14 protein-coding genes and 1 pseudogene are annotated in these 26,671 nt (G+C 75.4%); 10 read left to right on the forward strand and 5 right to left on the reverse strand.

What is annotated here, in order from left to right; translation table 11 throughout:
• Window positions 1-43 precede the first annotated feature (43 nt).
• Together ACIA8L_RS12600 and ACIA8L_RS12605 are read right to left on the reverse strand one after the other, a co-directional pair.
• Entirely contained in the window at window positions 44-4,438 is a 4,395-nt protein-coding gene (locus tag ACIA8L_RS12600; protein WP_395903548.1) for an amino acid adenylation domain-containing protein, read from the reverse strand.
• A complete protein-coding gene (locus ACIA8L_RS12605) occupies window positions 4,435-14,007 on the reverse strand; it encodes an amino acid adenylation domain-containing protein (RefSeq protein WP_395903550.1) in 9,573 nt (3,190 codons plus the stop codon). Before ACIA8L_RS12605 ends, ACIA8L_RS12600 begins: the two co-directional genes overlap by 4 nt.
• A 104-nt stretch (window positions 14,008-14,111) precedes the next feature.
• On the opposite strand from ACIA8L_RS12605, the gene ACIA8L_RS12610 reads away from it, so the two are divergent.
• Window positions 14,112-15,338, forward strand: a complete 1,227-nt coding sequence (locus ACIA8L_RS12610) for an MFS transporter (protein ID WP_395903552.1) — start codon at window positions 14,112-14,114, stop codon at window positions 15,336-15,338.
• 73 nt (window positions 15,339-15,411) lie between these two features.
• Window positions 15,412-16,404 (forward strand): beta-ketoacyl-ACP synthase III, encoded by a 993-nt coding sequence (locus ACIA8L_RS12615; RefSeq protein ID WP_395903555.1) that lies wholly within the window; start codon window positions 15,412-15,414, stop codon window positions 16,402-16,404.
• Between the two features lie 4 nt (window positions 16,405-16,408).
• On the opposite strand, the gene ACIA8L_RS12620 is transcribed toward ACIA8L_RS12615, so the two are convergent.
• Window positions 16,409-16,708, reverse strand: a complete 300-nt coding sequence (locus tag ACIA8L_RS12620) for a hypothetical protein (RefSeq protein ID WP_395903557.1) — start codon at window positions 16,706-16,708, stop codon at window positions 16,409-16,411.
• Between ACIA8L_RS12620 and ACIA8L_RS12625 the strand changes: the two genes are divergently transcribed.
• Both ACIA8L_RS12625 and ACIA8L_RS12630 read left to right on the forward strand, forming a co-directional pair.
• Complete coding sequence (locus ACIA8L_RS12625) at window positions 16,707-17,798, forward strand: glycoside hydrolase family 18 protein (RefSeq protein WP_395903560.1); 1,092 nt, start codon at window positions 16,707-16,709, stop codon at window positions 17,796-17,798. The genes ACIA8L_RS12620 and ACIA8L_RS12625 overlap by 2 nt on opposite strands.
• 268 nt (window positions 17,799-18,066) lie before the next feature.
• Complete coding sequence (locus ACIA8L_RS12630) at window positions 18,067-19,077, forward strand: glycoside hydrolase family 11 protein (protein WP_395903562.1); 1,011 nt, start codon at window positions 18,067-18,069, stop codon at window positions 19,075-19,077.
• 67 nt (window positions 19,078-19,144) lie between these two features.
• On the opposite strand, the gene ACIA8L_RS12635 is transcribed toward ACIA8L_RS12630, so the two are convergent.
• Both ACIA8L_RS12635 and ACIA8L_RS12640 read right to left on the reverse strand, forming a co-directional pair.
• Window positions 19,145-19,681: a hypothetical protein gene (locus ACIA8L_RS12635; RefSeq protein WP_395903565.1), complete on the reverse strand. Its 537-nt coding sequence runs from the start codon at window positions 19,679-19,681 to the stop codon at window positions 19,145-19,147.
• Window positions 19,682-19,828: 147 nt separating this feature from the next.
• Window positions 19,829-20,713 carry a PaaX family transcriptional regulator C-terminal domain-containing protein gene (locus ACIA8L_RS12640; RefSeq protein ID WP_395904200.1) on the reverse strand — a complete coding sequence of 295 codons (885 nt, stop codon included), beginning with the start codon at window positions 20,711-20,713 and terminating at the stop codon, window positions 19,829-19,831.
• Between the two features lie 83 nt (window positions 20,714-20,796).
• Here ACIA8L_RS12640 and ACIA8L_RS12645 point away from each other — a divergent pair, with 83 nt between their 5' ends.
• From ACIA8L_RS12645 to ACIA8L_RS12670, 6 genes and pseudogenes are all read left to right on the forward strand, one after another.
• Window positions 20,797-21,645: a crotonase/enoyl-CoA hydratase family protein gene (locus ACIA8L_RS12645; protein ID WP_395903567.1), complete on the forward strand. Its 849-nt coding sequence runs from the start codon at window positions 20,797-20,799 to the stop codon at window positions 21,643-21,645.
• Complete coding sequence (locus tag ACIA8L_RS12650) at window positions 21,642-23,615, forward strand: acetoacetate--CoA ligase (RefSeq protein WP_395903570.1); 1,974 nt, start codon at window positions 21,642-21,644, stop codon at window positions 23,613-23,615. The genes ACIA8L_RS12645 and ACIA8L_RS12650 overlap by 4 nt, the downstream gene beginning before the upstream one ends.
• Entirely contained in the window at window positions 23,612-24,559 is a 948-nt protein-coding gene (locus ACIA8L_RS12655; protein ID WP_395903573.1) for a 3-hydroxyacyl-CoA dehydrogenase NAD-binding domain-containing protein, read from the forward strand. Before ACIA8L_RS12650 ends, ACIA8L_RS12655 begins: the two co-directional genes overlap by 4 nt.
• Window positions 24,556-25,437 (forward strand): amidohydrolase family protein, encoded by an 882-nt coding sequence (locus tag ACIA8L_RS12660; protein ID WP_395903576.1) that lies wholly within the window; start codon window positions 24,556-24,558, stop codon window positions 25,435-25,437. Before ACIA8L_RS12655 ends, ACIA8L_RS12660 begins: the two co-directional genes overlap by 4 nt.
• A gap of 51 nt (window positions 25,438-25,488) precedes the next feature.
• On the forward strand, window positions 25,489-25,938 hold the full coding sequence (locus tag ACIA8L_RS12665; protein WP_395903579.1) for a DUF3237 domain-containing protein: 450 nt from the start codon (window positions 25,489-25,491) through the stop codon (window positions 25,936-25,938).
• 15 nt (window positions 25,939-25,953) lie between these two features.
• Window positions 25,954-26,667 (forward strand): annotated as a pseudogene (locus tag ACIA8L_RS12670) (ABC transporter ATP-binding protein); the annotation flags it as partial.
• Window positions 26,668-26,671: the final 4 nt, after the last annotated feature.

Consider the following 26,671-nt stretch of genomic DNA (forward strand, 5'->3'; position numbering starts at 1 on the left):
CGCGCACACCGCACGAATTCGGGGGGAGTATGCGGGCGGGCGTTCAAACGTCGACCCTGCCATTGGACCCGTTCGCGGCTTGGGAAATTGCTAACAGCTCCGCCATGGGGGCGCCGCCGGCGGCCCGCCGCGCGATCGCGGTGAAGGCGCCGGCGAGCCGGGCCGCGGTGGCGGGCGGGAACCGGTCGAGGGCGTAGGTGAGCCGGACGTCCAGCTCACCGTCGCGGTCGCGCACGTCGAACTCCAGCTCGGCCCGGGCACCCTCCCCGGGCGCGTCGACATCGAGGGGCGTCAGGGTGAGCGGCCCCTCGGTCCAGGCCGGCTGCGGGGTGTTATGGACAGTCAGGGTGACCCGGTACAGCGGGCCCGGCGGTGCGAGGTGCCGCTCGACGGTCTCGAACGGCAGCCGCTGGTGCTCGAGGGCGGCCAGGCAGTCGGCGGTGACGTCCTCCAGGAGGCGCGGGAACGGCTGCGCGGGGTCCACCGCCGCGCGCAGTACCACCACGTTGGCCAGGAATCCGATGAGGTCGTGCGTCGTCTCGTCGCCGCGGTTGGCGACCTGGCTGCCGAAGGCGGTGTCCCGGGCGCCGGTCCAGCCGGCCAGCAGCACGTGCAGGACGGCGCAGAGGGCGGTGTACACGCTGCCGCCGTGCGCCCGGGCCAGCATCAGCAGGCGGCGGGTGTCCGCGGCCGGGACGGTGCAGCGATGTTCGGCGGCTCGCAGGTGCACCGGCGGCGCGGCGGGTTGCAGGCCGTCCAGCCGGCGGCGCCAATAGGCCAGACCGGCCGCCGCCTCCGGGCCGCGCAGCCACTCGGCCTCGCGCCGGGCGAAGTCGCCGTGCTGGGCCGGCCGGGTCGCCGGGCCGGGCTCGCCGGCGGCGAGGGCGCGGTAGTGGGCGGCCAGGTCGTCGGCGAAGACGGACACCGACCAGCCGTCGATGACCGCGTGGTGGAACGTGACCAGCAGCGCCGCGTCGTCCGCGGCCAGCCGGACCAGCCGGGCCCGCAGCGGGGCGCCCCGGGTCGGGTCGATCGGGGTGCGGCGCTCGGCCGCGGCCAGGGTGAGCAGCTCCGCCTCGCGCAGGTCCGGCGGTACGGCCCGCAGGTCGATCACCGGCAGCGGGACCGGCCCGGGGGCCCGTACGTGCTGGACGACGGCGCCGTCACGCTCGTGCAGCTCGGTGCGCAGGATGTCGTGGCGGTGCACGACGGCGGTGAGGGCCCGGTGCAGGACGTCGGCGTCGAGCGGGCCGGTGATGCGGGCGTGGACCGGCGTGAGGTACGCGGTGCTGTGCGGGTCGCGGCGGTGGTGGCGGAGCATGGCCCGCTGGCTGCCCGAGGCCGGCGCCGGGCCGGTGTCGTCCGGCACCGCGGGAAGCGCCGCGGCCGGCGCCGTGTCCAGGGCGGCGGCCAGGGCCGCGACGGTGGCGTCGGCGAAGAACGCGCGCAGGGTCGGGGCGGCGCCGAGGCGGCGGCGCACGGCGGCGACGGCGGAGACGGCCAGCAGCGAGTGCCCGCCGTTGGCGAAGAAGTCATCGTGGATGCCGAGCCCGGGCACGCCGAGCAGGCCGGTGAAGATGTCGAGCAGGACCCGCTCGCGCTCGGTGCGCGGCGCGGCGGGGGTGGCGGCCGGGCGGCGACCCGGGAGGACGGCGGCCAGGGCGGTGCGGTCGAGCTTGCCGGTGCGGGTCAGCGGCAGCCGGTCGAGGACGACGACGTGGGCGGGCACCAGGTGCGGCGGGAGGGTCCGGGCGAGCTCGTCGCGCACGGCGCCGCCGTCGGCCGGGCCGCTGACGTAGGCGACCAGGCGGCGGTCGCCGGCCACGTCGGCGGGTGCGACCGCGCAGGCGGTGACGCCGGGCAGGCGCAGGGCGGCCGCTTCGACCTCGCCCGGCTCGATCCGGTAGCCGCGGATCTTGACCTGGCGGTCGGCCCGGCCGACGAAGACCAGGGTGCCGTCGGGGCGGCGGCGGACGAGGTCGCCGGTGCGGTACAGGCGGGCGCCGGGGTCCGGGCCGAAGGGGTCGGGGACGAACCGTTCGGCGGTCGCGGCCGGGCGGCCGGCGTAGCCACGGGCGACGCCGGGGCCACCGATGAGCAGTTCGCCGGCGACCCCGGGCGGGACCGGGCGCAGCGACCCGTCCACGACGTAGGCGGTGCTGCCGGTGATCGGCCGGCCGATCGGGATCGGGTCGTCGCCCGCGGCCGTGGCGACCGTCTGGTCGGTCGCGGTCACGGTGACCTCGGTCGGGCCGTAGGCGTTGACCAGCCGCTGCGGCGGACCGGCGGCCAGGACGGCCCGCACCCGGGCCGGGTCGGGCACGTCCCCGCCGACGATCAGCGTCCGCACCGCCTTGAACGCGGCCGGGTCGGCGTCGGCGACCAGGTGGAACAGGGCCGGGGTCAGCCGCACCACGGTGACGCCGCGCTCGGCGATCATCGCGCCGAGCGTTCGAGCGTCCAGGGGCTGATCGGCCGGGACGACCGCGAGGTGGGCGCCGTTGGTCAGGGCGGCCCAGACGGCCCAGGTGGTGGTGTCGAAGGCCGGGTCGGCGGTGAGCAGCACGACGTCGTCCGGGCCGACCGGGGCGTGGTCGCTGCCGGCGACCAGGCGGACGATCCCGCGGTGGGTCACCGCGACGCCCTTGGGCCGGCCGGTGGAGCCCGAGGTGAAGACGATGTTCGCGAGCCGGTCCGGGCCGGGGATCGCCTCGAGCCGCACCGGCCCGTCGAGCGGCGCGACCGGATCGTCGGTGACCATTGCCCGGATGCCCGCGTCGGCGCCGAGTTCGGCCAGCCGGGCGGGCGGGTAGGCCGGGTCGAGGACCACGTAGCCGGCCCCGGCCCGCACGACCCCGAGCATCGCGGTGACGAGGGCGGCCGAGCGGCCGAGGCGGATGCCGACCGGGTCGTCGGGCCGGACCCCGGCGGCGCGCAGGGCGGCGGCGAGGGCGGCACTGGCCGCGTCGAGCTCGGCGTAGGTCCACCGGCGGCCCGGCTCGCTCAGCGCGACGGCGTCGGGGCGGGCGGCGACCTGGGCGGCGAAGAGGGTGTCGAGGGTCGGCGCGTCCGGGCCGCCGTGCGGTGAGCGGGCACCGCCGCCCGCGACCGCGGCGGCGTACTCCTCCGGCGCCATCAGCGGCACCTCACCGGCCCGCGCGTCGGGCCGGGCGGCCATCGCCCGCAGCACCCGGGCCCAGCCGTCGAGCAGCCGCCGGATCGTGCGCTCGTCCCACAGGTCCGTGGCGTAGTGCAGGTCGACCACGAGCCCGGCACCGGTGTCGGTCACCGTGCACGACAGGTCGAGCTTGACGGTGTCGGTGTCGCTGTCCCGCGGCCGGGCGGTGGCCCCGTGCAGGGCGAAGCCGCGCAGGTCGTCCTCGAGCAGCTGGAACAGTACCTGGAACACCGGGTGCCGGCCCGGGTCGCGCGGGCCCGGCAGCGCGGCGACGACCTGGTCGAAAGGGGCGTCCTGGTGGTCGAAGGCGGCGGTGCAGGCGTCGGCGGTGCGGCGCAGGACCTGGCGCAGGGTCGGGTCGCCGCCGAGGTCGATGCGCAGGGCGAGCAGGTTGACGAAGAGCCCGGCGATGTCGTGCAGTTCGCGGCGGGGGCGGTTGGCGATCGGCGTGCCGACGACCACGTCGGTGCGCCCGGCCCAGCGGCCGAGGACGACGGCGAAGCAGGCGAGCATCGTCATGTGGAGGGTGCGGCCCTCGCCCCGGCTGAGCAGCCGCAGCCGGTCGGCCAGGCCGGCGTCGAGCTCCAGGTGCACGGCGGCGCCGCGGTGGGACTCGGCGGCGGGCCGGGGCCGGTCGGTCGGCAGCGGCAGTGCCTCGGCGTCCTCCAGCCGCCGCCGCCAGTACGCGACCTGCTCGGCGACGGCCCCCTGCTCGATCAGGTCGCGCTGCCAGGCCGCATAGTCGGCATACTGCAGCGGCAGCGGTGACAGGCGATGCGGCACCCCGGTGCAGCGGGCCGTGTAGCAGGCGGCCAGCTCCCGGGTGAGGATGTTCAGCGACCAGTCGTCGGTGATGATGTGATGGAAGACCAAGACCAGTGTGTGCCGGTCCGGCCCGCGGCGCAGGAGCCGGAACCGTGCGAGGGGCAGCCGCCGCAGATCGAAGGGCCGGCCCAGCTCGGCCGCGACGACGACGTCGGGGTCCGGGCCGCCGGTCAGGTCGACGCCGGCGTAGTCGGGCTCGGCGGTGTCGTGGACGAGCTGCTGTACACCCTCGCCGTCGTCCCTGAAGCAGGTGCGCAGCGACTCGTGCCGGGCCACGAGGTCGCGCAGGGCCCCCTCGAGGTGCCGCTCGTGCAGCGGGCCGTCGATGTCGACGGCGCCGCCGAGGTTGTAGGTGGCGGTGCCGGGCACGAGCTGCTCGAACAGCCACAGCCGGTCCTGCGCGAGGGAGGTCCGGCCGGCGAAGGGAGGCGTCACGCTGTCCCCCGCCGGCGGGCGATCGGCGTGATGCCGCCGGCCGCGAGGGGCGACGCCGACCGGCCGGCCGCGGCGAGCTGCCCCGCGAGTCCGGCGATCGTCGGGGTGCGGAACAGGGCGCTGAGGGCGAGGTCGACGGCGAGCTTGTCGTTGGCCCGGGCGACCAGGCGCATGGCGAGCAGGGAGTGCCCGCCGAGGGCGAAGAAGTCGTCCTCGACGCCGACCCGCTCGACGCCGAGGACCTCGGCCCAGACGTCGGCGAGCTGCTGCTCGAGGGGCGTGCGCGGGGGCACGTAGTCGGCCGCGGCGACCCGGATCTCACGGTCCGGGCGGGCCCGGAGCGCGGCCTCGTCGACCTTGCCGTTGCCGCTGAGCGGGAGCCGGTCGAGGATCGCGAAGCCGTCCGGGACCATGTACCGCGGCAGTCGCTGGCGCAGGACCGCATGCCAGTGCGCGACCGGGGCGGTGCCGGGGTCGTGGCCACCGGCGAGGTACACCACCAGCCGGGGTGTCCCGTCCGGCCCCGGGCGGCCGATGACCGCGACCGCGTCGACGCCGGCGACCTGGCGCACGACGGCCGCCACCTCGCCCGCCTCGATGCGGTACCCGCGGATCTTCAGCATCGTGTCGGCCCGGCCCAGGTACTCCAGCTGCCATTCGCCGCCGACCGTGGCCCAGCGCACCAGGTCGCCGGTGTCGTAGAGCCGGGCCCCGCCGCCGCGGGGGTCGGGGACGAACCGCTCGGCGGTCAGCGCGGGCGCGCCGAGGTAGCCGCGGGCCACGGCGGCCCCGCCGATGTGCAGGGTGCCGGGGACGCCGGGCGGGACGGCCCGGCCGCGTTCGTCGAGCACCACCAGCTCCGTGCCCGGGTACGGCCGGCCGATCACGGCCCGGTGGTCGCCGGTGCCGTCGTCCTCGACGACGGACCAGGTGGAGTCGATCGTCGCCTCGGTGAGGCCGTAGGAGTTGACCACCATGCCATCGGGGCCGAGCAGTCGCCGCATCGCCGCGAGCTCATGGCGGTACACCACATCAGAGCCCACGACCGCAACCGCCACGGAGCCCAGCGTCGCGCCGACCGCTTCCGCGTGCGCGGTCAGCGCCCGGGCCACCACGGGCACGAACTCGGCGAAATCGATCCGCTCCCGCCCGATCAGGGCGAGCAGGGCGGGCGGGTCGAGCAGCGCGGACTTCGGGCACAGCACGAGCCGGGCGCCGGTCGTGAGGGCCCGCACCAGGTCGCCGACGAACACGTCGAAGCCGAGCGCGGCCATCTGCAGCACCGACGTCACCCGCTCGCTCAGGCGGTAGGCACGCTCCCAGCCGGCCAGGATCGCGGCGAGGCCGGCGTGGTGCACCATGACGCCCTTGGGGGTGCCGGAGGAGCCGGAGGTGTACAGCACATAGGCCAGCGAACCCGCCTGGTCGAAGCCGGGCTCGTCGCCGAGGTCGGGGAGGTCGGCGAGGTCGGGGAGGTCGGCCGGCGTCATGACGAAGACGGCACCGCTGGCGGCGAGGACGGCCTCCCGGCGCGCGGCCGGCCAATCGACGTCCAACACCGTGAACGCCGCCCCCGCCCGCCACACACCCAACACCGCCGCGACCGCGTCGACACCCCGCTCGAGCTCGATCGCCACCACCGACTCCGGCCCCGCCCCACGACGACGCACCGCACCCGCGATCCGCCCGGCCCGCGCCCACAACTCGCCATACGTCAGCGCCGTCGACCCGTCCTTGACGGCGACGGCTTCGGGGTCGCGCGCCACCGCGGCCGCGATCCGGGCCGGGACGTCCGGGCCGGCGGTGACCGGTTCCCCCGTGCCGGCGGCCCGCAGCAGTTCGGCCTCGCCGGGCACCAGCAGTGCCACGTCGGCGACCCGGGTCCGGGGCGCGCCGGCGACGGCGGCCAGCACGGCGCCGAACCGGGTGGCGAGCAGCCGCGCCGTGGCCGGGTCGTAGAGGTCGGTGCTGTACTCGAGTTCGCCGGCGATTCCGGCCGCGGGCCCGTGCTCGCACAGCGAGAACGTCAGGTCGAACTTCGCGGTGGTGCCGGGGTGCTGCTCCTCGCGCAGCGCGAGACCGTCGAGTGCCACGTCGACCGGGGTGGTGTTCTCCAGCGAGATCATCACCTGGAACAGCGGGTGGCGGGCCGGGACCCGGGGCGGGTTGAGGACCTCGACGAGCCGCTCGAACGGCACGTCCTGGTGCTCGTACGCGGCCAGGTTCCAGTCGCGGACCCGGTCGACGAGGTCGGCGAAGGTGGGGTCGCCGGACGTGTCGGTGCGCAGCACCAGGGTGTTGACGAAGAAGCCGATCAGCCCGTCGAGGGCCGGGTCCAGCCGGCCGGCCACCGGGCTGCCGAGCGGGATGTCGGTGCCGGCGCCGAGCCGGGTCAGCAGCAGGGCCAGGGCCGCCTGCAGCACCATGAAGACGCTGGCGTCGCGCTCGCGGGCGATGCGCTCCAGCCGGGCGTGGACGCCCGCGGGGACCTCGAAGGCGACGACGCCACCGCGGTAGGTGGGCTCGGCCGGGCGGGGCCGGTCGGCGGGCAGGGCGAGCTCGGCCGGGGCGCCGTGCAGGCGGCGGCGCCAGAAGGCCAGCTGCCGGGCGGAGCGGCTGTAGGGGTCGCGCTCGTCGCCGAGCAGCTCGCGCTGCCAGCGGGCGTAGTCGGCGTACTGCACCGGCAGTGGCGCCCAGTCCGGCGCCGTGCCCCGCCGCCGGGCCGCGTAGGCGGTGGCGAGGTCTCGGGCGAGCGGCTCCATCGACCAGGCGTCCCCGGCGACGTGGTGCACGACGACGGTGATGACGTGGACGTCCGGTGCGACGGCGAACACCCACACCCGCACCGGCGCCTCGGTGGCCAGGTCGAACGCGTAGTCACCGGCCGCCTCGACGGCCGCGGCGACCTCGTGCGGACCGGATTCCACGACGGTGACCGGGGGGTGCGGCGGGCCGGGCGGGGCGATGCGCTGCCGAGCGCCGTCCGGCGTGTCCTCGACGGTGGTGCGCAGGGCTTCGTGCCGGTCGACGACGTCGCCGAACGCGGCCCGCAGCGCCGAGGTGTCGAGCGCGCCGGTCGCCCGCAGCGACATGGCGATGTTGTACGTGGAGTCCGCGCCGGTGAGCCGATGGAGGAACCAGAGCCGCTGCTGACCGAACGAGAGGGGGACGGCGGCCGGCCGCTCCGCGGCGCGCAACGGCGGGCGGTCGGCCCCGGCGGCCGCGGCCGTGGTGAGCCGCTCGGCGATACCGGCGACGGTGGGCGCCTCGAACAGCGCGCGGACGGGCAGCTCGACGCCGAACTCGGCGCGGACCCGGCCGACGAGGCGGATGGCGAGCAGCGAGTGCCCGCCGAGGCCGAAGAAGTCGTCGTCGACGCCGATGTCGGCCCGGCCGAACAGGTCGCTCCAGACGGTCAGCAGCCGCCGCTCGGTCGCGTTGCGGGGCTCGCGCGCGGGCGCGGGGCGCACGGCGGCGCCGAGCGGGAGCGCGGCCAGGGCCCGGCGGTCGATCTTGCCGTTGGCGGACTGCGGCAGCCGGGGCCGGGCCACGAACCGGGTCGGCAGCATCGCCGGGGGCAGCAGCGCGGTGAGGGCGCGGACGAGCGCGGCCGGGTCGGCGGTCACCGTCGCGGGAGCGGCGAGGTAGGCGACCAGGACCTCCTCGCCGCCGGCCGGGCGGACCAGCGCGGCCGCGTCGGCGACGCCCGGCAGGGTGCGCAGGGCGGCCTCGACCTCGCCCAGCTCGACCCGGACACCGCGGACCTTGACCTGGGTGTCGGCCCGGCCGAGGTACTCCAGCTCCCAGCCGTCGCCGGGGCCGCGGACCCAGCGGGCGCGGTCGCCGGAATTGTAGAGCCGGGCCCCGCCGCCGCGGGGGTCGGGGACGAACCGCTCGGCGGTCAGCGCGGGCGCGCCCAGGTAGCCGCGGGCCACGGCGGCGCCGCCGATGTGCAGGGTGCCGGGGACGCCGGGCGGGGTCAGCTCGCCGCGCTCGTCGAGGACGGCGACGTCGGCACCGGGGTAGGGGCCGCCGATGAGCGCCCGGTGGTCGCCGGTGTCGTCGGCGCCGACGACGGACCAGGTGGAGTCGATCGTCGCCTCGGTGAGGCCGTAGGAGTTGACCACCATGCCATCGGGGCCGAGCAGTCGTCGCATCGCCGCGAGCTCGTGGCGGTACACCACATCAGAGCCCACGACCGCAACCGCCACGGAGCCCAGCGTCGCGCCGACCGCTTCCGCGTGCGCGGTCAACGCCCGGGCCACCACGGGCACGAACTCGGCGAAATCGATCCGCTCCCGCCCGATCAGCTCGAGCAGCCGGGCCGGCTCGGCGAGGGTCTCGCGCGGGCAGAGGACCAGGCGGGCGCCGGTGCCCAGGGCCCGCGCGAGGTCGCCGACGAACACGTCGAAGCCGAGCGCGGCCATCTGCAGCACCGACGTCACCCGCTCGCTCAGGCGGTAGGCGCGCTCCCAGCCGGCCAGGATCGCGGCCAGCCCGCCGTGCTCGACCATGACGCCCTTGGGAACGCCCGAGGAGCCGGAGGTGTACAGCACATAAGCCAGCGAACCCGCCTGATCGCGGCCCGGCTCGTCGCCGAGGTCATCGAGCACGGCCGGGGTGACGACGGCGACGGCACCGCTGGCGGCGAGGACCGCCTCGCGGCGCGCGGCCGGCCAGCCGACGTCCAGCACCGTGAACGCCGCCCCCGCCCGCCACACACCCAACACCGCCGCGACCGCGTCGACACCCCGCTCGAGCTCGATCGCCACCACCGACTCCGGCCCCGCCCCACGACGACGCACCGCACCCGCGATCCGCCCGGCCCGCGCCCACAACTCGCCATACGTCAGCGCCGTCGACCCGTCGGTGACCGCGACCGCGTCCGGCCTCCGCGCGACCTGGGCGGCGATCCGGGCCGGGAGCAGCGCCCCGGCCGGCACCGGCTCGCCGCGCCCGGCCGCGAGGAGCCGCTCGGTCTCGCCGGGCAGCAGCACGGGGACGGCGCTCACCCGCACGGCCGGGTCGGCGGTGACGGCCTGCAGCACGGCCCGGAAGCGCTCGACGAGCAGCCGCGCGGTGTCCGGGTCGTAGCGGTCGGTGCTGTACTCCAGTTCGCCGGCGATCCCGGCGCCGGGCCCGTGCTCGCGCAGCGAGAACGTGAGGTCGAACTTGGCCGTCGTCGACGGGTGCGGCTCCGCGCGCATGGTCAGCCCGTCGAGGGCGATGTCGACCGGCGCGGTGTTCTCCAGCGACATCATGACCTGGAACAGCGGGTGCCGGGCGGCCACGCGGGGCGGGTTGAGGGCCTCGACCAGCCGCTCGAACGGCACGTCCTGGTGCTGGTAGGCGCTGAGGTTCCAGTCGCGGACCCGGGTCACGAGGTCGCCGAACGCCGGATCGCCGGACGTGTCGGTGCGCAGGACCAGGGTGTTGACGAAGAAGCCGACGAGATCGTCGAGGGCCGGGTCCATCCGCCCGGCGATCGGGCTGCCGAGCGGAATGTCGGTGCCGGCGCCGAGCCGGGTCAGCAGCAGCGCGAGGGCGGCCTGCAGCACCATGAAGACGCTGGCGTCGCGCTCGCGGGCGATGCGCTCCACGGCGGCGTGCAGGCCGGGCGGCAGCTCGAAGTCGAGCACGGCTCCGGCGAAGGTCGGCTCGGCCGGGCGGGGCCGGTCGGCGGGCAGGGCGACCTCGGCGGGCAGGTTCGCGAGGGCCTTGCGCCAGAACGCGACCTGGCGGGCGCCGCGGCTGCGCGGGTCGCGCTCGTCGCCGAGCAGGTCGCGCTGCCAGCGGGCGTAGTCGGCGTACTGCACCGGCAGCGGCGCCAGGGCCGGAGCGCTCCCCTGCCGCCGGGCCGCGTAGGCGGCGGCGAGGTCGCGGGCCAGGGGCTCCATCGACCAGGCGTCGCCGGCGACGTGGTGCACGACGATGGTGATGATGTGCAGCCGCGGGCCGAGGCCGAAGACCCACACCCGCACCGGCGCCTCGGCGGCCAGGTCGAACGCGTACTCCCCGGCCGCCGCGAGGGCCGCGGGCAGGTCGGCGGGGTCGAGGTCGACGGCGGTCACGGCGGCGGCCCGGGTGCCGGGCGGGGCGATGCGCTGCCGGGCGCCGGCCGGGGTCTCCTCGATCGTCGTGCGCAGCGTCTCGTGCCGGTCGGTGAGGTCGCCGATCGCGGCCCGCAGCGCCCCGGCGTCGAGGTCGCCGGTGACGCGCAGCGAGGTGGCCATGTTGTACGTCGAGCTCGGCCCCAGCAGCCGGTGCAGGAACCACAGCCGCTGCTGGCCGAAGGAGAGCGGCACCGACTCCGGCCGGTCCGCGGCGACGAGCGGCGGGCGGTCCGTGGGCGCCCCGTCGCCGGTCCGCGGGTCGAGGCGAGCGGCGACACCGGCGACGGTCGGCGCCTCGAACAGGGCCCGCACCGTGAGCTCGACGCCGAACTCGGCCCGGACCCGGGCGACGAGCCGGGTGGCCAGCAGCGAGTGCCCGCCTAGGCCGAAGAAGTCGTCGTCGACGCCGACGTCGGCCCGGTCGAAGAGCTCCGCCCACATGGCCAGGACTCGCCGCTCGGTGTCGCTGCCCGGGGCCCGGCCGGCCGGGCGGGCCGCCACCGGCCGGTCCAGCGGGACGGCGGCGAGGGCGTGCCGGTCGGTCTTGCCGCTGGTGAGCTGGGGCAGCGCGGGCAGGGCGACGAACCGGGACGGCAGCATCGCCGGGGGCAGCATGGTGCTCAGCCGGCGCAGCAGCGCGGCCGGGTCGGCGGTGAGCGCCGGCGGGGCGGCCAGGTAGGCCACGAGCTGCTTGTCGTCGCCGGCCGCGCGGATCAGCACGGCCGCGTCGGTGACCTCGGGCAGGGTGCGCAGGACGGCCTCGACCTCGCCGAGCTCGACGCGCACGCCGCGGACCTTGACCTGCCCGTCCGCGCGGCCGATGAACTCGAGGTCGCCGCCGGGGCCGCGGCGCACGAGGTCGCCGGTGCGGTACATGCGGGTGCCGGGCGGGCCGAACGGGTCGGGGACGAAGGCGGCCGCGGTGAGGTCGGGCCGGTTGAGGTAGCCGCGGCCGAGACCGGCCCCGGCGATGCACAGTTCGCCGACGGCGCCGTCGCCGACCGCGCACAGGTCCCGGTCGAGGACGTACAGCACGACGCCGGTGACCGGGCGGCCGATCGGGGCCGTGGCGGTCGGGGCGTCCGCGCGGCAGGGCCAGAACGTGGACTCGATCGACGCCTCGGTCGGGCCGTAGAGGTTGTACAGCGGGGCGTCCAGGACGGTGCCGTAGCGGCGGACGAGCCCGATCGGCAGCGCCTCCCCGCCGCACAGCACGTGCCGCAGCGTCCGGCAGTCGCCGGCGCCGGGCTCGTCGAGGAACTCGCGCAGGGTGCTGGGCACGAACTGGATCGAGGTGACGCCGGTGCGCTGGATGAGCCGCACGAGGTAGCGGGGGTCGTGGTGGCCGTCGTGGTCGGCGACGACGAGGACCGCCCCGGCGGCGAGGGGCCAGAACAGCTCGTGCACCGACGGGTCGAACGTCAGCGGCGTCTTGAGCATGGTGCGGTCGCGGGCGGTCAGCGGCTGCTCGCGCTGCCACCAGCGCAGCGTGTTGACGATGCCGTGGTGCGGCACCACCACGCCCTTCGGCCGGCCGGTGGAGCCGGACGTGTAGATGACGTATGCGGGGTGGGCGGGCAGCAGGCCGCGGGCCGGGTCGCCGGGCGGCATCGGCGCGGCCGCCGCGAGCCGGGCCCGGACGGCCGGGTCGTCGAGCACGAGCCGGTGCCGGCCCGGCGCCTCGGGGGCCAGGTCCGCGGTGGCGGCGACGGTGAGGACGACGACGGGCTCGGCGTCGCCCAGCAGGGTGGACGCCCGCTCGGGCGCGGCGGAGACGTCCACGGGCAGGAACGCCGCGCCCGCCTTGCCGGCGGCGAGCGCCCCGACGACCAGGTCGGTGCCGCGGGGCACGGCCAGGGCGACGACCCGCTCGGGCCCGGCGCCGAGGTCGCGCAGGACGCGGGCCAGGCGGGCGGCACGGTCGTCGAGTTCGGCGTATGTGAGGGCCTCGTCGCGGTACAGCAGCGCCACGGCCTCGGGTGTGCGCCGCACCTGCTCCTCGACCAGCGCCGGCAGGGTGGGCGCGGCCATCGACGGTTCGCCCCCGGGCATCGGCGCGGCCGGGTCGGTGAGCAGCTCCTCCAGGAGCCGTTCGTAGGCCCCGAGATGACCGCGGGCGGTGGCCTCGTCGAACAGCTCGGCGTCGTACTCGCACGTGATGGTGTAGGAGCCGGCGAGGGCGAGGATGTCGATCTCGAAGTCGGCCTTGGCGTAGCGGCGGGAGGTGCGCAGCAGCCGCAGCTCCAGCCCGTCGGCGGCGGGCCGGCGCAGCGGCCGGTCGAGGTTGAAGAAGGAGGCGAACAGCCGCTCCCCCGGGCGCAGGTCGATGCGCAGCCGGTCGCGCGCGGCCCGGGCCGAGAAGCCGGGGTGCTGGTAGGCCTCGACGAGGCCGCGCTGCACGGACCGCAGATACTCCTGCCCGGTCCCGCCGTCGGGCCGGGTGCTCGGCACCGGCAGCACGGTGCTGCAGTTGCCGACGAGCCGGTCACCGCCGGGGTGGTCGCGCTGGGCCAGGGGCACGCCGACGACGAGCCGCGACTGGCCGGTGATGCGGTGCAGCAGCGCGGTGTAGGCGCCGAAGAGCACGGTGAACGGCGTGCAGCCGAGCCTCGGCCCGACGGTGCCGACCAGGGCCGCGACGCGCGGGGACAGCGGATGCTCGATGCGGTTGCCGAGCCGGGCGGTGGCGGCACCGCGCGGCCGGTCGGTGGGCATGCGCAGCACCGGGAAGTCGCCCTCGAGGCGTTCGGCCCAGTACGCGGCGTCGGCCGCGGCCGCGGGACTCCCGGCCCGCCGGCGCTCGTGCTCGACGTACTCCCGGAACGCGGGCGGTGCGGCGAGCCGGTCCGGGCCGCCGGTGTAGAGCGTCGCCAGCTCGTCGATGAGCACACCGAACGACCAGCCGTCGATGACCGCGTGGTGGACGGCGAAGTGCAGCCGGTGCCACTGCGGACCGCGGCGCAGCAGCGTGACCCGGCACAGGGGCCCGGCGGCCAGGTCGAACGCGTCCCCGGCCCGCTCGGCCAGCCAGGCCGCCTCGGCCTCGTCACCGCCGAGCTCGACCATGGCGAACGGCTCCGCCGGCGGGTCCACCGGCCGCTGGGTGGCACCGTCGGCGGCGAAAACGGTCCGCAGGCTCTCGTGCCGCGCGAACAGCTCGGCGACGGCCCCGCGCAGCGCCTCCACGTCGAGCGGGCCGCGCAGGTCGAGCATGATGCTCTCGTTGTACGCGCGCGAATGATCGGCGCCCATCTGGTCGATGAACCAGATGTCCTGCTGCGCGGCGCTGAGCGGATACGGCCCCGTCGCGCGCGACGGTTGCGGGACCGGAGCGGGAGCCGGGGCCGGGGCCGCGACCGGCGCCGAGAGCAGGGCGTGGGCCTGGCTCATCACGCGTGCGTGGACCTCGAGCATGCGCAGGACCGGATCGGCGGCCCGTGGTAAGTCGCCTGGCATGCCGGCCATCAGACCGCAGCCCACCCGGCTCCTCAAGGCGAGGCGGGCACCTCTAGTCGAACAGCTAGGCCGTAGCCGGGTTACATGGACGCGACGGAGGTGACATGACCCTGCTGGCCGAACCGGTGCCCCTGCGGCGCAACCGGGACTTCCAGATCTTCTGGGCCGCGCAGGCGCTCTCGGCGCTCGGCAGCTCGTTCTCGCTGGTGGCCCTGCCGCTGCTGGTCCTGCACGCGACCGGCTCGGTGGCCCGGATGGGCCTGATCACCGGGGTCGCGGCGGCGGCCGGCGTGGCGGCCGGGCTCTTCGCGGGCGTGGTCGTCGACCGGTACGACCGCCGCCGCCTCATGATCGCCTGCGATGTGGCGCGGCTGGTGCTCTACGGTGCCGTGCCGCTGCTGTGGTGGACCGCCGCCGAGGTGGTCTGGGCGCTGTATCCGCTGATGGCGGCCGCGTCCGCCGCCACCATGGTCTTCGACGTGGCCTGCTCGGCGGCCGTGCCCGCGCTCGTGGACCGGGAACAGATCACCGCGGCCAACAGCCGCCTGGAGGGTACGTACGCGGCCGGGTTCGTGCTCGGCCCGGTCGCCGCCGGGCTGCTGAGCGGGCTGCTCGGCCCGGTGCCGGCGGTCGCCTTCGACGCGGCGACGTTCGGCCTGTCCGCCGCCGGGCTCCTGCTGATCCGGCTGCGCCCCCGAGCGGTCGTCGCCGAACGGTCGGCCTGGTGGCCGGACCTGGTCACCGGCTTGAAATTCCTCTGGGGTACTCCACGCCTGCGCGCCATCGCCGCGCTGTACATGCCGGTCACGTTCCTGAGCCTCGGCCTCGTCGACCTCTTCATCTACTACCTGCGCCACGACCTGGGCCAGGGCGACCGGATGGTCGGAGTGCTGCTCGGCGTGGCGAGCCTCGGGGCGATCGCGGCCGCCGCGGTCACCCCGGGGCTGCGCCGGCGGCTCGGATTCGGCCCCGCGTGGCTGGCCGCATACCTGGCCTGCGGCGTCTCCATCGCCATCGCCGGCCTGGTCTTCCACGTGGCCGCGGTGCTGGTCGCGGCGACGGTGTTCGCGTTCGGCGAGACGATGGCGGCGATCAGCTCGGCGTCGATGCGCCAGACCCTGACCCCGGAGCACCTGCTGGGCCGGGTCACCGCCGCGTTCCGGCTGGTGCACCACTCCTGCGGCCCCCTGGGCGCGCTGGTGCTGACCACCGCCGCCGCGGGGGCCGGTGTGCGCGGCCCGCTGATCGCGGTCGGCGTGCTGTTCGTCGCGGTCGTCGGGATCGGCTTCGCCACCCCGCTCGCGGCCGGGACGCCGGTCGCGGACGGTTGACATCTCTGGCGTCATGCCAGATCGGCGTTCCTCGCGCCCGGCGCCGCGGCCGGGCCTGGCTACGCTGCGCCACGTGCCGACACTTACCCGACGCCGCGCCGGCGGCGCCCGCCTGCTCGGTGCCGGGGCGTACCGTCCGCGGCGGGTGGTGTCCAACGACGAACTGTGCGCGGCGATCGACTCCAGCGACGCCTGGATCCGCCAGCGCTCCGGCATCGTGTCCCGCCGTCACGCCGGGCCGGACGAGACGATCGCGGTCATGGCCGCCGCCGCGGGGCGCGACGCGCTGATCGCCGCCGGCGTGGCGCCGGATCGCGTCGACGCGGTCGTGGTGGCCTCGATGTCCAACCTGCAGCAGTCGCCGCCGATCGGCCCGGAGATCGCCACCCGGGTCGGGGCCGGCGGGGCCGCCGCGTTCGACCTCGGCGCGGCCTGCGCCGGCTTCTGTCACGCCCTCGCGGTCGCCGATGGCCTGATCTGCGCCGGCTCCGCGCGGTACGTCCTGGTGATCGGGGTCGAGCGGATGACCGACATCATCGACCCGTCCGACCGCTCGACCGCGTTCCTGTTCGCCGACGGCGCGGGAGCAGTCCTGGTCGGGCCGGGTGAGCGGCCCGGGGTCGGGCCGGTGGTGTGGGGCTCCGACGGCGGCCGGGCCGGGCTCATCGGGCACCCGGAGACCTGGCACGCGGTGCGTGACAAGCCGGACTTCTGGCCGACGATGCGGATGGCCGGCCCCGAGGTGTTCCGCTGGGCGGTCCAGGAGATCGCGCCGGTGGCCCGTCGGGCCGTCGCCGAGGCCGGCCTGGAGGTGGCCGACCTGGCCGCGTTCGTGCCGCACCAGGCGAACCTGCGCATCATCGACAAGCTCGCCGCCGCGCTCCGCCTGCCGCCGGCGGTCCGGGTCGCCCGGGACGTCGTGTCGGCCGGCAACACCTCGGCCGCGTCGGTCGCGCTGGCCCTGCACGCGCTGCTGGAAAGCCCGGCCCCGCCGCGCGGTCCGGCGCTGCTGGCCGGGTTCGGCGCCGGGCTCTCCTACGCCGCCCTCGTCGTCGACCTGCCCTGACAGTTCAGCGCTCCAGCCCGCTCCAGGCGGCGAGGGCCGCCTCTTCGGTGATGTGGTCGAGGCCCATCAGGGCGGCGCCGCGCAATGGCCCGTCGTCGCCGTGGGCGGCCTCGACGATGGCCGGCGGGTCGGCGCGGTGGCAGAGCATCAGGCCCTCGGAGTAGGCGCGGCCGTGCACGGCCGCGGCCGCACCATCGACGCCGAGCCGGTCGGACGCCGCCCGGCAACCATCGCCGGGCCGCCCCGGCCGACGGCCCGCGCCGAGCCGTAACCCGCGGGCCGCCCGCACCGTTGGACCCTCCATGGCCGCTCGATGGGGATTCGTGGCGCTCCTGGTGGTGCTCGCCGGTTGCTCGCCGGCCTCGGCCCCGGCGCTGCAGCCGCCGCGCCCGCTGCTGGTCGGCTACTACACACCTCGGGGCGGCGCCGCGCCGTTTCACGTCGCGCAGCTCGAGCGCAGCGGGGCGGCCGACCGGCTCACGCACCTCGTCTACGCGTTCGGCGCCGTGACCGGCGGCCGGTGCACCGGCGGCGCCGCCGACCCGGACGAGTTCGCCCAGCTCCGCGCGCTTAAGCAGCGCCGGCCGGCGCTCAAGGTCCTGTGGTCCTTCGGCGGCTGGAACGGGTCCGCCGGCTTCGCCGCCGCCGCGGCCGACCCGCCGGCGTTCGCCGCATCGTGCCGGGCGCTGCTCGACGACCCCCGCTGGGCCGGGCTCTTCGACGGGATCGACGTCGACTGGGAGTACCCGAACGCGTGCGGCGCCACCTGCGACACGAGCGGCCCCGACGCCCTGCCGCGACTCACCGCGGCGCTGCGCGCCGCGTTCGGCTCCGACCGGCTCGTCACCGCAGCCGTCAGCGCCGACGCGAGCCCCGGCGGCCGCCTGGCTCGGGCCGACTACCCCGCGGCGGCCGCGCACCTCGACTGGCTGATGACGATGACGTACGACTATGCCGGCGTCGGCGATCCGGCCGGGCCCACCGCGCCGCACTCCCCGCTGCCCGGCGCGCAGGCCGCGATCGCCGAGCTCACGGGCCGTGGCGTGCCGGTATCGAAGGTGCTGCTCGGCGTCGGCTTCTACGGCCGCGGCTGGACCGGCGTCACCCGGGACTCCCCCGGCGGCCAGGCGACCGGCCCGGCCCCGGGCGGCCGCGGCCCCGGCGTCGAGGACTACCGCGTCCTCAGGACCGCCTGCCCGCCGACCGGGACCGTCGCCGGGACCTCCTACGCGCGGTGCGGCGCGACCTGGTGGAGCTATGACACCCCCGCGACGCTGACGGCCAAGGCCCGCTACGTCCGCACCCAGGGTCTGCGTGGCGTGTTCTGCTGGGAACTGGCCGGCGACACCGCGGACGGCGAGCTCCTGGGCGCGCTGCACTCGGCCCTGTCCTGAGCGGCGGAAACGGCTTTCGAAACTTTCGATTTTCAGGACTCCGCACCTCGCTCCAGATGATCGACTGACCGCCGGCCCGCACCCGCAACATCGCATCTGAACTGCTGCTATGTGAATTCCGGAGGTACCGATTCGCCATCAGCACCTCCGGAAGTTTTCCGGTAATTGTTGCCAGCGCGGCGCCGTCGTGGCCATAATTCGCTCACTCGACGTTCGACAAGCGTCGATGACCGGTCCTCGCCCGCCTATCGAGGAGGCAACGACACCCATGCCCGACACCCCCGCCCGGCGCCGAAGGCTGCTCCTCGGCCTAATCAGCGCGGTCACCCTGGCCGCCGCCACGGTGTTTGCGGCCGGCACGGCCCACGCCGAGGCCGACCGGACCATCACGTCCAACCAGACCGGGACGCACAACGGCTACTTCTTCTCGTACTGGAAGGACAGCGGCAACGTCACGATGAACCTGGGCAGTGGCGGCAGCTACAGCGTCCAGATGAACGGCATCAACAACTCGGTGGTCGGCAAGGGCTGGAAGCCCGGCTCCAGCCACACCGTGAACTACTCCGGCTCGTTCAACTGCGGTGGCAACTGCTACCTGGCGTTGTACGGCTGGACGACCAACCCGCTCATCGAGTACTACGTCGTGGAGACCTACGGCAACTACAACCCGAGCAACGGCACCCAGCGCCTCGGCTCGGTCACGACCGACGGCAGCACCTACGACATCTACCGCACGCAGCGGGTCAATCAGCCGTCGATCATCGGTAACGCCACGTTCTACCAGTACTGGAGCGTCCGGCAGAACAAGCGCGTCGGCGGCACCATCACCACCGCCAACCACTTCAACGCCTGGGCCGGCCTCGGCATGAACCTCGGGTCGCACGACTACCAGATCCTGGCGACCGAGGGCTACCAGAGCAACGTCAGCTCCAACATCACCGTCAGCGAAGGCTCCGGCGGTGGCGGTGGCGGCGGTGGCGGTGGCGGTGGCGGCGGTGGCGGTGGCGGCAGCAGTGGGTGCACGGCCACCCTGTCCGCGGGCCAGAAGTGGAGCGACCGCTACAACCTCAACGTCGCCGTGTCCGGCTCCAGCAACTGGACCGTCACGATGAACATGCCGTCCCCGGCGACGATCAGCTCGACCTGGAACGTCAACGCGACCTGGCCGAGCCAGTATGTGATGGTCGGCAAACCCAACGGCAGCGGCAACAACTTCGGCGTCACGATCATGGCCAACGGCCAGTGGACCTGGCCAACGGTCTCCTGCAGTAGCGGCTGACGGGTGTCCAAGGGCGCGGCGGCCGATCGCCGCCGCGCCCCGCGGGCCGGTCGCCGATGTCGTCGGGTCAGCCGGTCGTGGCCTCCGCCGACGGCTCGGTCGACGGCTCGGTCGACGGGGCCGAGCCGGAGCCCGGCGCGCCGGACGGCTGGTCGCGCAGCAGGACGTAGGTCGCCGAGTACGACGCCGACGGGCCCGAACCCTGGACGGTGCCGGCGACGAGCACGTTCGTGCCCGCCCCGATCGGTCCGGCCTGCAGGCCCTTGCGCGCCGACAGCACCTTCGTGTCCGAGCCGACCGTCCACGTCCGCGAGAAGCCGTCGGACGAGCGCACCGTCAGGTCCGAACCGCTGACCCGCCCGGCCGTGCCCTGCTGCACGGCGACGCGGACCGGCCCCTGCTTCGTCTGCAGGATGCCCTCGCCGTGCAGTAGGTCGGACATGCCGGTACCACGGCCGCTCGATGGCTCTTCCCCTGGTGGCGCCGGGCTCTGCTCGGTCGCGCTCGGCCCCGGGGTCGGCTGGGCCGATGCGCTCACCGGAACGCCGGTGATCAGCGCGCCCGCGGTCGCCGCGGCCACCAGTGTTCGCCGTATGCGATACATGATCACCCTCCTTCGCTCGTCTCACAGGACCGCTACCGCCCCCGGCGCCGACAAAACGACCTTTCCTCAGATTTCCGGCACTGCTTCGCCAGCGAGGGCGGCGGTCAGCACCACGCGATGTGGCCTTTGGCGGGAGGCCGGCCGCGCTCAGGCGGCCGCCCCGGCCGGAATCACGTCCAAGCGCTGGCGCATCTCGCGCTCCGCGGTGCGCCGCAGCCGGCCATTGATCCGCCGGAAGAGCATCTCCGCCTGGACCGCGGGCCAGTCGGCCGGCAGGAACTCCAGCGGCAGCCGGGGGTCGTCGCGGACCACCTGCAGCCAGTCGGTGGTCAGCACGACGCGGCGGCTGACCGAGTCCACCGGGCCGGACCCGTCGCCGTCGTAGGGCAGCCAGCGTTCGATGAACTCGGTGTAGCGGGCGGCCAGCAGCGGCAGGTCGTAAGCCTCGGCGACGAGGCGGGTCGGCTCCGTCGGGCCGGTCGGCGCCGCTTCGAAGGCCCGCACGTACTCCTGCAGCTGCGAGTCCTCCAGCACGCCGGCGAGGTCGACCCGGCGGGGCGCCACCCACAGGCCGGCCTGGACCATGCCGAAGCCGGCCCACTGCAGGCGGGAGCGCAGGTCATGCCGTTCACGCTGCCACGACTCCGGCATGGAGAAGCCGACGACGGTCCACGTGCCGTCCCACTGGCGGGTCACGATGTCGCCCTCCTGCACCCGGCTGCGGCCGTCGAGCATGACGCGGCGGCCGTGCTCCGTCGGTCCGAAGTAGGCGCGCCGGCCCCGGACCTCGCGATGCAGCAGCTCGCGGCGGACCATCCGGGACAGGGTCGCCCGGGCCGCGTGCTCGCCGATGCCGACCCGGCCCAGCACGTCGATGACGCTGCCGGCGGCCACCAGGACGGCGCCGTCGAGCGCGTAGTCGCCGAAGAACGTCAGCAGGACCGACTGCGGCCGCAGCACGACCGCGGCGGTCACGCGGGTCACCGCGGGGTCGGCGGCCGCCGTGTCGGCCGCCGCGGCGGTCTCGTTCATGGTCACGGACGCCAGGCTACGCGAACCGGCAAAGCTCGACGTTCTGTTGACGGCAGTTGCCATTGATGTCTAGCATTTCGGCCATGCGGGTGACGGACACCACAACGCCGCACGATGCCGGGGACCCAGCGCCGGGCCTCACGGTCCGCAGTGAGGGCGCCGTCGCCGTCGTGACGCTCAGCCGGCCGCACAAGCGCAACGCGATCGACGACGCCACCCTGCTGGGGCTCGAACGGTTCTTCACCGCCCCGCCGCCCGGGGTGCGGGCCGTCGTGCTGACCGGCGCCGGCGGGCACTTCAGTGCCGGACTGGACCTGGCCGAGCTGGCCACGACCGACGTCGCGGCCGGCCTGGCCCACTCCCGGATGTGGCACCGCGCGACGGCCGCGCTCGAGTTCGGGGCGGTGCCGGTCGTGTCCGTCCTGCGCGGCGCGGTGATCGGCGGCGGACTGGAGCTCGCGTGCGCCACGCACGTGCGGGTCGCCGAGGCGTCGGCCTTCTACGCCCTGCCCGAGGGGCAGCGCGGCATCTTCGTCGGCGGCGGCGGCTCGGTCCGGCTGCCCCGGCTCATCGGCACCGCCCGCATGGTCGATCTCATGCTGACCGGGCGGGTGTACGACGCGGCCGAGGGGCACGCCGCCGGGTTGACGCAGTACCTGGTCGGTGACGGCGAAGGGCTGGCGACCGCGCTGGGCCTGGCCGAGCGCATCGCCGCGGCCGCACCGCTCACCACGTTCGCGGTGCTGCAGGTCCTCCCGCGCATCGCCACCGCCGAACCGGCCACCGGGCTGCTGCTGGAGGCGCTGATGAGCGCGGTCGCGCAGGGCAGCGACGAGGCCAAGGACCGGATGCGGGCGTTCCTCGACGGCCGGGCCGCCCGGGTCGCCGGGGCCTCGCCCGCGCCGGACGGCCCACCCGGAGCCGGGTCATGACCGGCCACATCGAGGGCAGCCTGCTGCGCGCCGTCCCGCCGGACGCGCGGGCCACGAGCGAGCTCGGCCGATACCTCGACTGGCTGCGCGAGCGGCGCGGGCTCGACTTCACCGGGGTGCCCGAACTGTGGCGCTGGTCCGTCACCGACCTGCCCGGCTTCTGGGGCTCGATCTGGGACTTCTTCGGCGTGCTGGCCCACACACCGCCCCGGGCCGTGCTGGAGTCGGACCGGATGCCCGGCGCCCGCTGGTTCACCGGGGCGACGCTGAACTACGCCGAGCACGCGGTCGGCCGGGTCCGCGACCCCGGCCAGGCCGCGATCGTGGCCTACTCGCAGACCCGCGCGCCGGTCGAGCTGACCTACGGTGAGCTGGCCGAGCAGGTCGGCCGGGCCCGGGCCGGGCTGCGCCGGCTCGGCGTGGGCCGCGGCGACCGGGTCGCGGGCTACCTGCCGAACATCCCGGAGACCGTCGTGGCGATGCTGGCCACCGCGAGCCTCGGCGCGATCTGGGCCGGGTGCGCTCCCGAGTTCGGCGTCCGCAGCGTGGTGGACCGGTTCGCCCAGCTGCGCCCGACGGTGCTGCTCGCGGTGTCCGGCTACCGCTACGGCGACCGCGACATCGACCGGCGCGACGCCGTCGCCGCGGTCCGGGCCGCGCTGCCCACCGTCCGGCACGTGGTGCACGTGCCCTACGGCGAGGACCGGCTGCCCGATGCGGTGGACTGGAGCGACCTGCTGGCGGTGGCCGAGCCGCTCGCGTTCGCGCCGGTGCCGTTCGAGCACCCGCTGTTCGTCCTGTTCTCCTCCGGCACCACCGGCAAGCCGAAAGCGATCGTTCACGGGCACGGCGGCATTCTCGTCGAGCACCTCAAGAACCTGGGCCTGAGCTGGGACCTGCGCCCGGGCGACCGGCTGCTGTGGTTCACCTCGACCGCCTGGATGCTGTGGAACACGCTGGTGTCCGGCCTCCTGCTCGGCGCCGGCATCGTGCTGCTCGACGGCGACCCGCTCTACCCGGACCTCACCGAGCAGTGGCGCCTCGCCGCGCAGACCCGCGCCACGCTGGTCGGCGCCAGCCCCGGCTACCTCATGGCCTGCCGCAAGCAGGGCATCGAGCCGGCCAGGCGCTTCGACCTCACCGCCCTGCGCCAGCTCGGCGTCGCCGGCTCACCGCTGCCGGTGGAGGGCTTCGTGTGGGTCCGGGAGCAGTTCGGCCCGGACGTGCTGCTCAATGTCGGCAGCGGCGGCACCGACCTGTGCACGGGCATCGTCGCGGGCAGCCCCATGCAGCCGGTGTTCGCCGGCGAGATGACCAGCAACCTGCTCGGCGTCGACGGGCACGCCTTCGACGAGGCCGGCCGGCCGCTCGTCGGCCGCCTCGGCGAGCTGGTCATCACCCGGCCGCTGCCGTCGATGCCGGTGGGCTTCTGGGACGATCCGGGCGACGCCCTCTATCACGCCACCTACTTCGCACGCTATCCGGGCGTGTGGTGCCACGGCGACTGGATCCGCTACACCGAGCGCGGCAGCTGCGTCATCACGGGCCGCTCCGACGCCACGCTCAACCGCGGCGGTGTGCGGCTCGGCACCGCCGAGTTCTACCGCGTCGTCGAGGAGTTCGCCGAGGTCGAGGACAGCCTCGTCGTGCATCTGGAGGACGCCGACGGCGGGCCCGGCGAGCTGCTGCTCTACATCGTGCCGGCCGGCGGCGTCACGCTGGACGGCGAGCTGTGCGACCGGCTGAGCACGGCGCTTCGCACCAGCCTGTCGCCGCGGCACGTCCCCGACGCCATCCAGGCCGTGCGCGCCGTGCCGCGCAGCCGCACCGGCAAGAAGCTCGAGGTGCCGGTGAAGCGGGTCCTGCTCGGCGGTCCTCCGGACGCCGTGGCGAGCCGGGACGCGCTGCTCGACCCGGCCGCCCTGGACCAGTTCGTCCCCGGCGGGCCCGCGGGCAGGCCGGTCCGATGAGCGCCGGGGCGATCCGCCGGGCGGCGGTCATCGGTACCGGCACGATCGGCGCCGGCTGGGTGAGCACCCTGCTCGCCCGGGGCGTCGCCGTGGCCGCGTACGACCCCGCACCGGACAGCGCCGAGCGGCTCACGGCCGCGGTCGCCGGGCACTGGCCGACGATGCGGCTGCTCGGTGCGCCGGCGGAGCCGGACCTCGGGCTGCTGCGGGTGCTCGACGACCCGGCGGCCGCGGTCCGCGACGCCGAGTTCGTGCAGGAGAACGGGCCCGAGGACGAGTCGCTCAAGCGCGAGCTGCTCGCCGAGCTCGACGCGGCCGCACCGGCGGGCGCGATCATCGCCAGCAGCTCCTCGGGCCTGCTCCCCAGCATCGTGCAGGCCGGCTGCACCCACCACCCCGAGCGCGTGCTGGTCGGCCATCCGTTCCATCCGGTACACCTGATCCCGCTGGTCGAGGTGGTCGGCGGACGCAGCACCAGCGCGGCGTGCGCGGCGCGGGCCCTGGCCGTGTACGCGTGGCTGGGCAAGCGTCCGATCCACGTGCGGCACGAGGTCGCCGGGCACGTCGCGAACCGGCTGCAGGCGGCGCTGTGGCGGGAGGCATACTCCCTGGTCGAGCGCGGGACCGCCACCGTCGCCGACATCGACGCCGCGATCGCGCACGGGCCCGGGCTGCGCTGGTCGGTCCTCGGGCCGTTCGTCAACCAGCACCTCTCCGGCGGCGCGGGCGGCCTGAGCCACACCCTGGCCCATCTCGGGCCGCCGATGGTGCGGTGGTGGGCCGACCTCGGACGCCCGGACCTCGGTCCCGAGCTCAGCGCCACCCTCGTCGACGGCGTGCGGGCGGAGCTCGGCGACCGGACCGACGCCGAGCTGGCCGCCGCCCGCGACCGGTTGGTGGTCGGGCTGCTCATTGCCAAAGCCGCCGAGGGGGTACTGCCGTGAGCGGGCTCGACCCCGGGGCGTTGGACGCCATCGACTTCCACGTACACGCCGAACGGGCCGACGACGGCCACGAGAGCCTGCCGGCCCAGCTCATGGCGGCCTCGGCGAAGTACTTCCGGACGACCGGCGGGCGGGCCCCCGGCATCGACGAGATCGCCGAGGTGTACCGCTCGCGCCGGCTGGCGGCGGTGTTGTTCACCGTCGACTCCGAGTCGGTGACCGGGCATCCGCCGATCCCCAACGAGCACGTGGCGGCGGCCGCGGCGCGCCACCCCGACGTGCTGATCCCGTTCGCCAGCATCGACCCGCACCGTGGCCCCGCGGGGGTGGCACTGGCCCGCCGGCTGGTCGTCGAACACGGGGTCCGCGGGTTCAAGTTCCACCCGAGCCTGCAGGGGTTCGCGCCGGACGACCGGATGGCCTACCCGCTCTACGAGACGATCGCGGAGCTGGGCGTGCCCGCCCTGTTCCACAGCGGACAGACCGGGATCGGCGCGGGGATGCCCGGCGGCGCCAGGATCCGGCTCGGCCACTCCAACCCGATGCTGCTCGACGGGGTGGCGGCCGACCTGCCGGAGTTGACCGTCGTGCTGGCGCACCCGTCCTTTCCCTGGCAGGACGAGGCGCTCGCGGTGGCCACGCACAAGGCCAACGTGTACATCGATCTGTCGGGCTGGGCTCCGAAGTACTTTCCGCCCCAGCTCGTCACATACGCCAACGGCGTGCTGCGGCACAAGGTCCTGTTCGGCACCGACTACCCGCTCATCAGCCCGGACCGGTGGCTGGCCGAGTTCGCCGAACTGCCGATCAAGGACGAGGTCCGCCCGCTGATTCTCAAGCACAACGCCATGCGCGTGCTCGGGCTGACCCCAACGTAGGACACCACCGCTGCGGCCGTCAGAAGCATGTCTCATTGAAGGGACGGCGACGTGCACCTGGAACCCCTCGCGACCGTCCGCGTCGAGCTCGCGCCCATGCTCGCGGTCGGCGTCACGCCCGGCGGCGAACGACGGGTGTACCCGATCGTCGGCGGCTCGTTCGCGGGCGCCGCCTTCACCGGCGCGGTCCTGCCCGGCGGGGCCGATTGGCAGCTGGTGCTGGCCGACGGCACCGCGGTCATCGACACCCGCTACCTGTTGCGCACGCACGACGGTGCGCTCGTGTACATCCGGACCCGCGGCTTCCGCCACGGCCCGCCCGGCGTCCTCGCCCGTCTGGCCGCCGGCGAACCGGTCGACCCGGCCGCCTACTACTTCCGCCTGTCCCTGCGGTTCGAGACGGCCGCACCGGCGTACGCCTGGCTCGGCCGCACCGTCGCGGTCGCGTCCGCGCGCCGCGAACCCGCCGCCGTCGTCTACGACGCCTACACGCTGAGCTGACATCGAAAGGGCGCCATGCTGGACGTTCGTGACCTGAGCATCGCGTACCAGGGCAGCATCGCCGCCCTGCGCGGGGTCAGCCTGACGGTGCCGGAGGGTGGCATCGTCGCGCTGGTCGGCAACAACGGCGCCGGCAAGACCACGCTGCTACGGGCGGTGAGCCAGAACCTGCGCCGGCACCGCGGCCGGATCGTCGCGGGCGAGATCCGGTTCGACGGTGAGCCGCTGGCCGGCCGCGGCCCCGAGGACTCGTTCCGGCGCGGCATCGTCCAGGTCCCGGAGGGGCGGCGGATCTTCGGCACGCTGACGGTCGAGGAGAACCTGCGCCTGGCGGCGGCGGCCGCCGGCCGGCGCCGGGACCGGGACGTGATCCAGCGGGTCTACGACCTGTTTCCGGTCCTCGGCGACCGCCGACGCCAGCGGGGCCTGCTGCTGTCCGGAGGTGAGCAGCAGATGCTCGCCATCGGCCGGGCGCTGGCCGCCGCTCCGCGCCTGCTCATGCTCGACGAGCCGACCCTCGGCCTGGCCCCGCGGACCGCGGCCCGGGTCATGGCGGCGGTCCGGGAGCTCAACGCCGACGGCATGACGGTCCTGCTGGTCGAGCAGAACGCGGCGCTCGCGCTGAGCATCGCGCGGCACGCCTACGTGCTCGAGCTCGGCCGGGTGTCGCTGGACGGCCCCGGCGAGCGGCTGCGCGAGGACCCGGAGGTGCGCCGGCTGTACCTCGGCGGGT

Source organism: Dactylosporangium sp. NPDC051541 (genome assembly GCF_044454505.1).
Classification (GTDB): domain Bacteria; phylum Actinomycetota; class Actinomycetes; order Mycobacteriales; family Micromonosporaceae; genus Dactylosporangium.

Coding starts and splice junctions, on each gene's coding strand:
- ACIA8L_RS12630 (WP_395903562.1), top strand. CDS start 18,067: ATGCCCGACACCCCCGCCCGGCGCCGAAGGCTGCTCCTCGGCCTAATC.
- ACIA8L_RS12655 (WP_395903573.1), top strand. CDS start 23,612: ATGAGCGCCGGGGCGATCCGCCGGGCGGCGGTCATCGGTACCGGCACG.
- ACIA8L_RS12625 (WP_395903560.1), top strand. CDS start 16,707: ATGGCCGCTCGATGGGGATTCGTGGCGCTCCTGGTGGTGCTCGCCGGT.
- ACIA8L_RS12620 (WP_395903557.1), bottom strand. CDS start 16,708: ATGGAGGGTCCAACGGTGCGGGCGGCCCGCGGGTTACGGCTCGGCGCG.
- ACIA8L_RS12645 (WP_395903567.1), top strand. CDS start 20,797: ATGCGGGTGACGGACACCACAACGCCGCACGATGCCGGGGACCCAGCG.
- ACIA8L_RS12635 (WP_395903565.1), bottom strand. CDS start 19,681: ATGTATCGCATACGGCGAACACTGGTGGCCGCGGCGACCGCGGGCGCG.
- ACIA8L_RS12640 (WP_395904200.1), bottom strand. CDS start 20,713: ATGAACGAGACCGCCGCGGCGGCCGACACGGCGGCCGCCGACCCCGCG.
- ACIA8L_RS12605 (WP_395903550.1), bottom strand. CDS start 14,007: ATGCCAGGCGACTTACCACGGGCCGCCGATCCGGTCCTGCGCATGCTC.
- ACIA8L_RS12650 (WP_395903570.1), top strand. CDS start 21,642: ATGACCGGCCACATCGAGGGCAGCCTGCTGCGCGCCGTCCCGCCGGAC.
- ACIA8L_RS12610 (WP_395903552.1), top strand. CDS start 14,112: ATGACCCTGCTGGCCGAACCGGTGCCCCTGCGGCGCAACCGGGACTTC.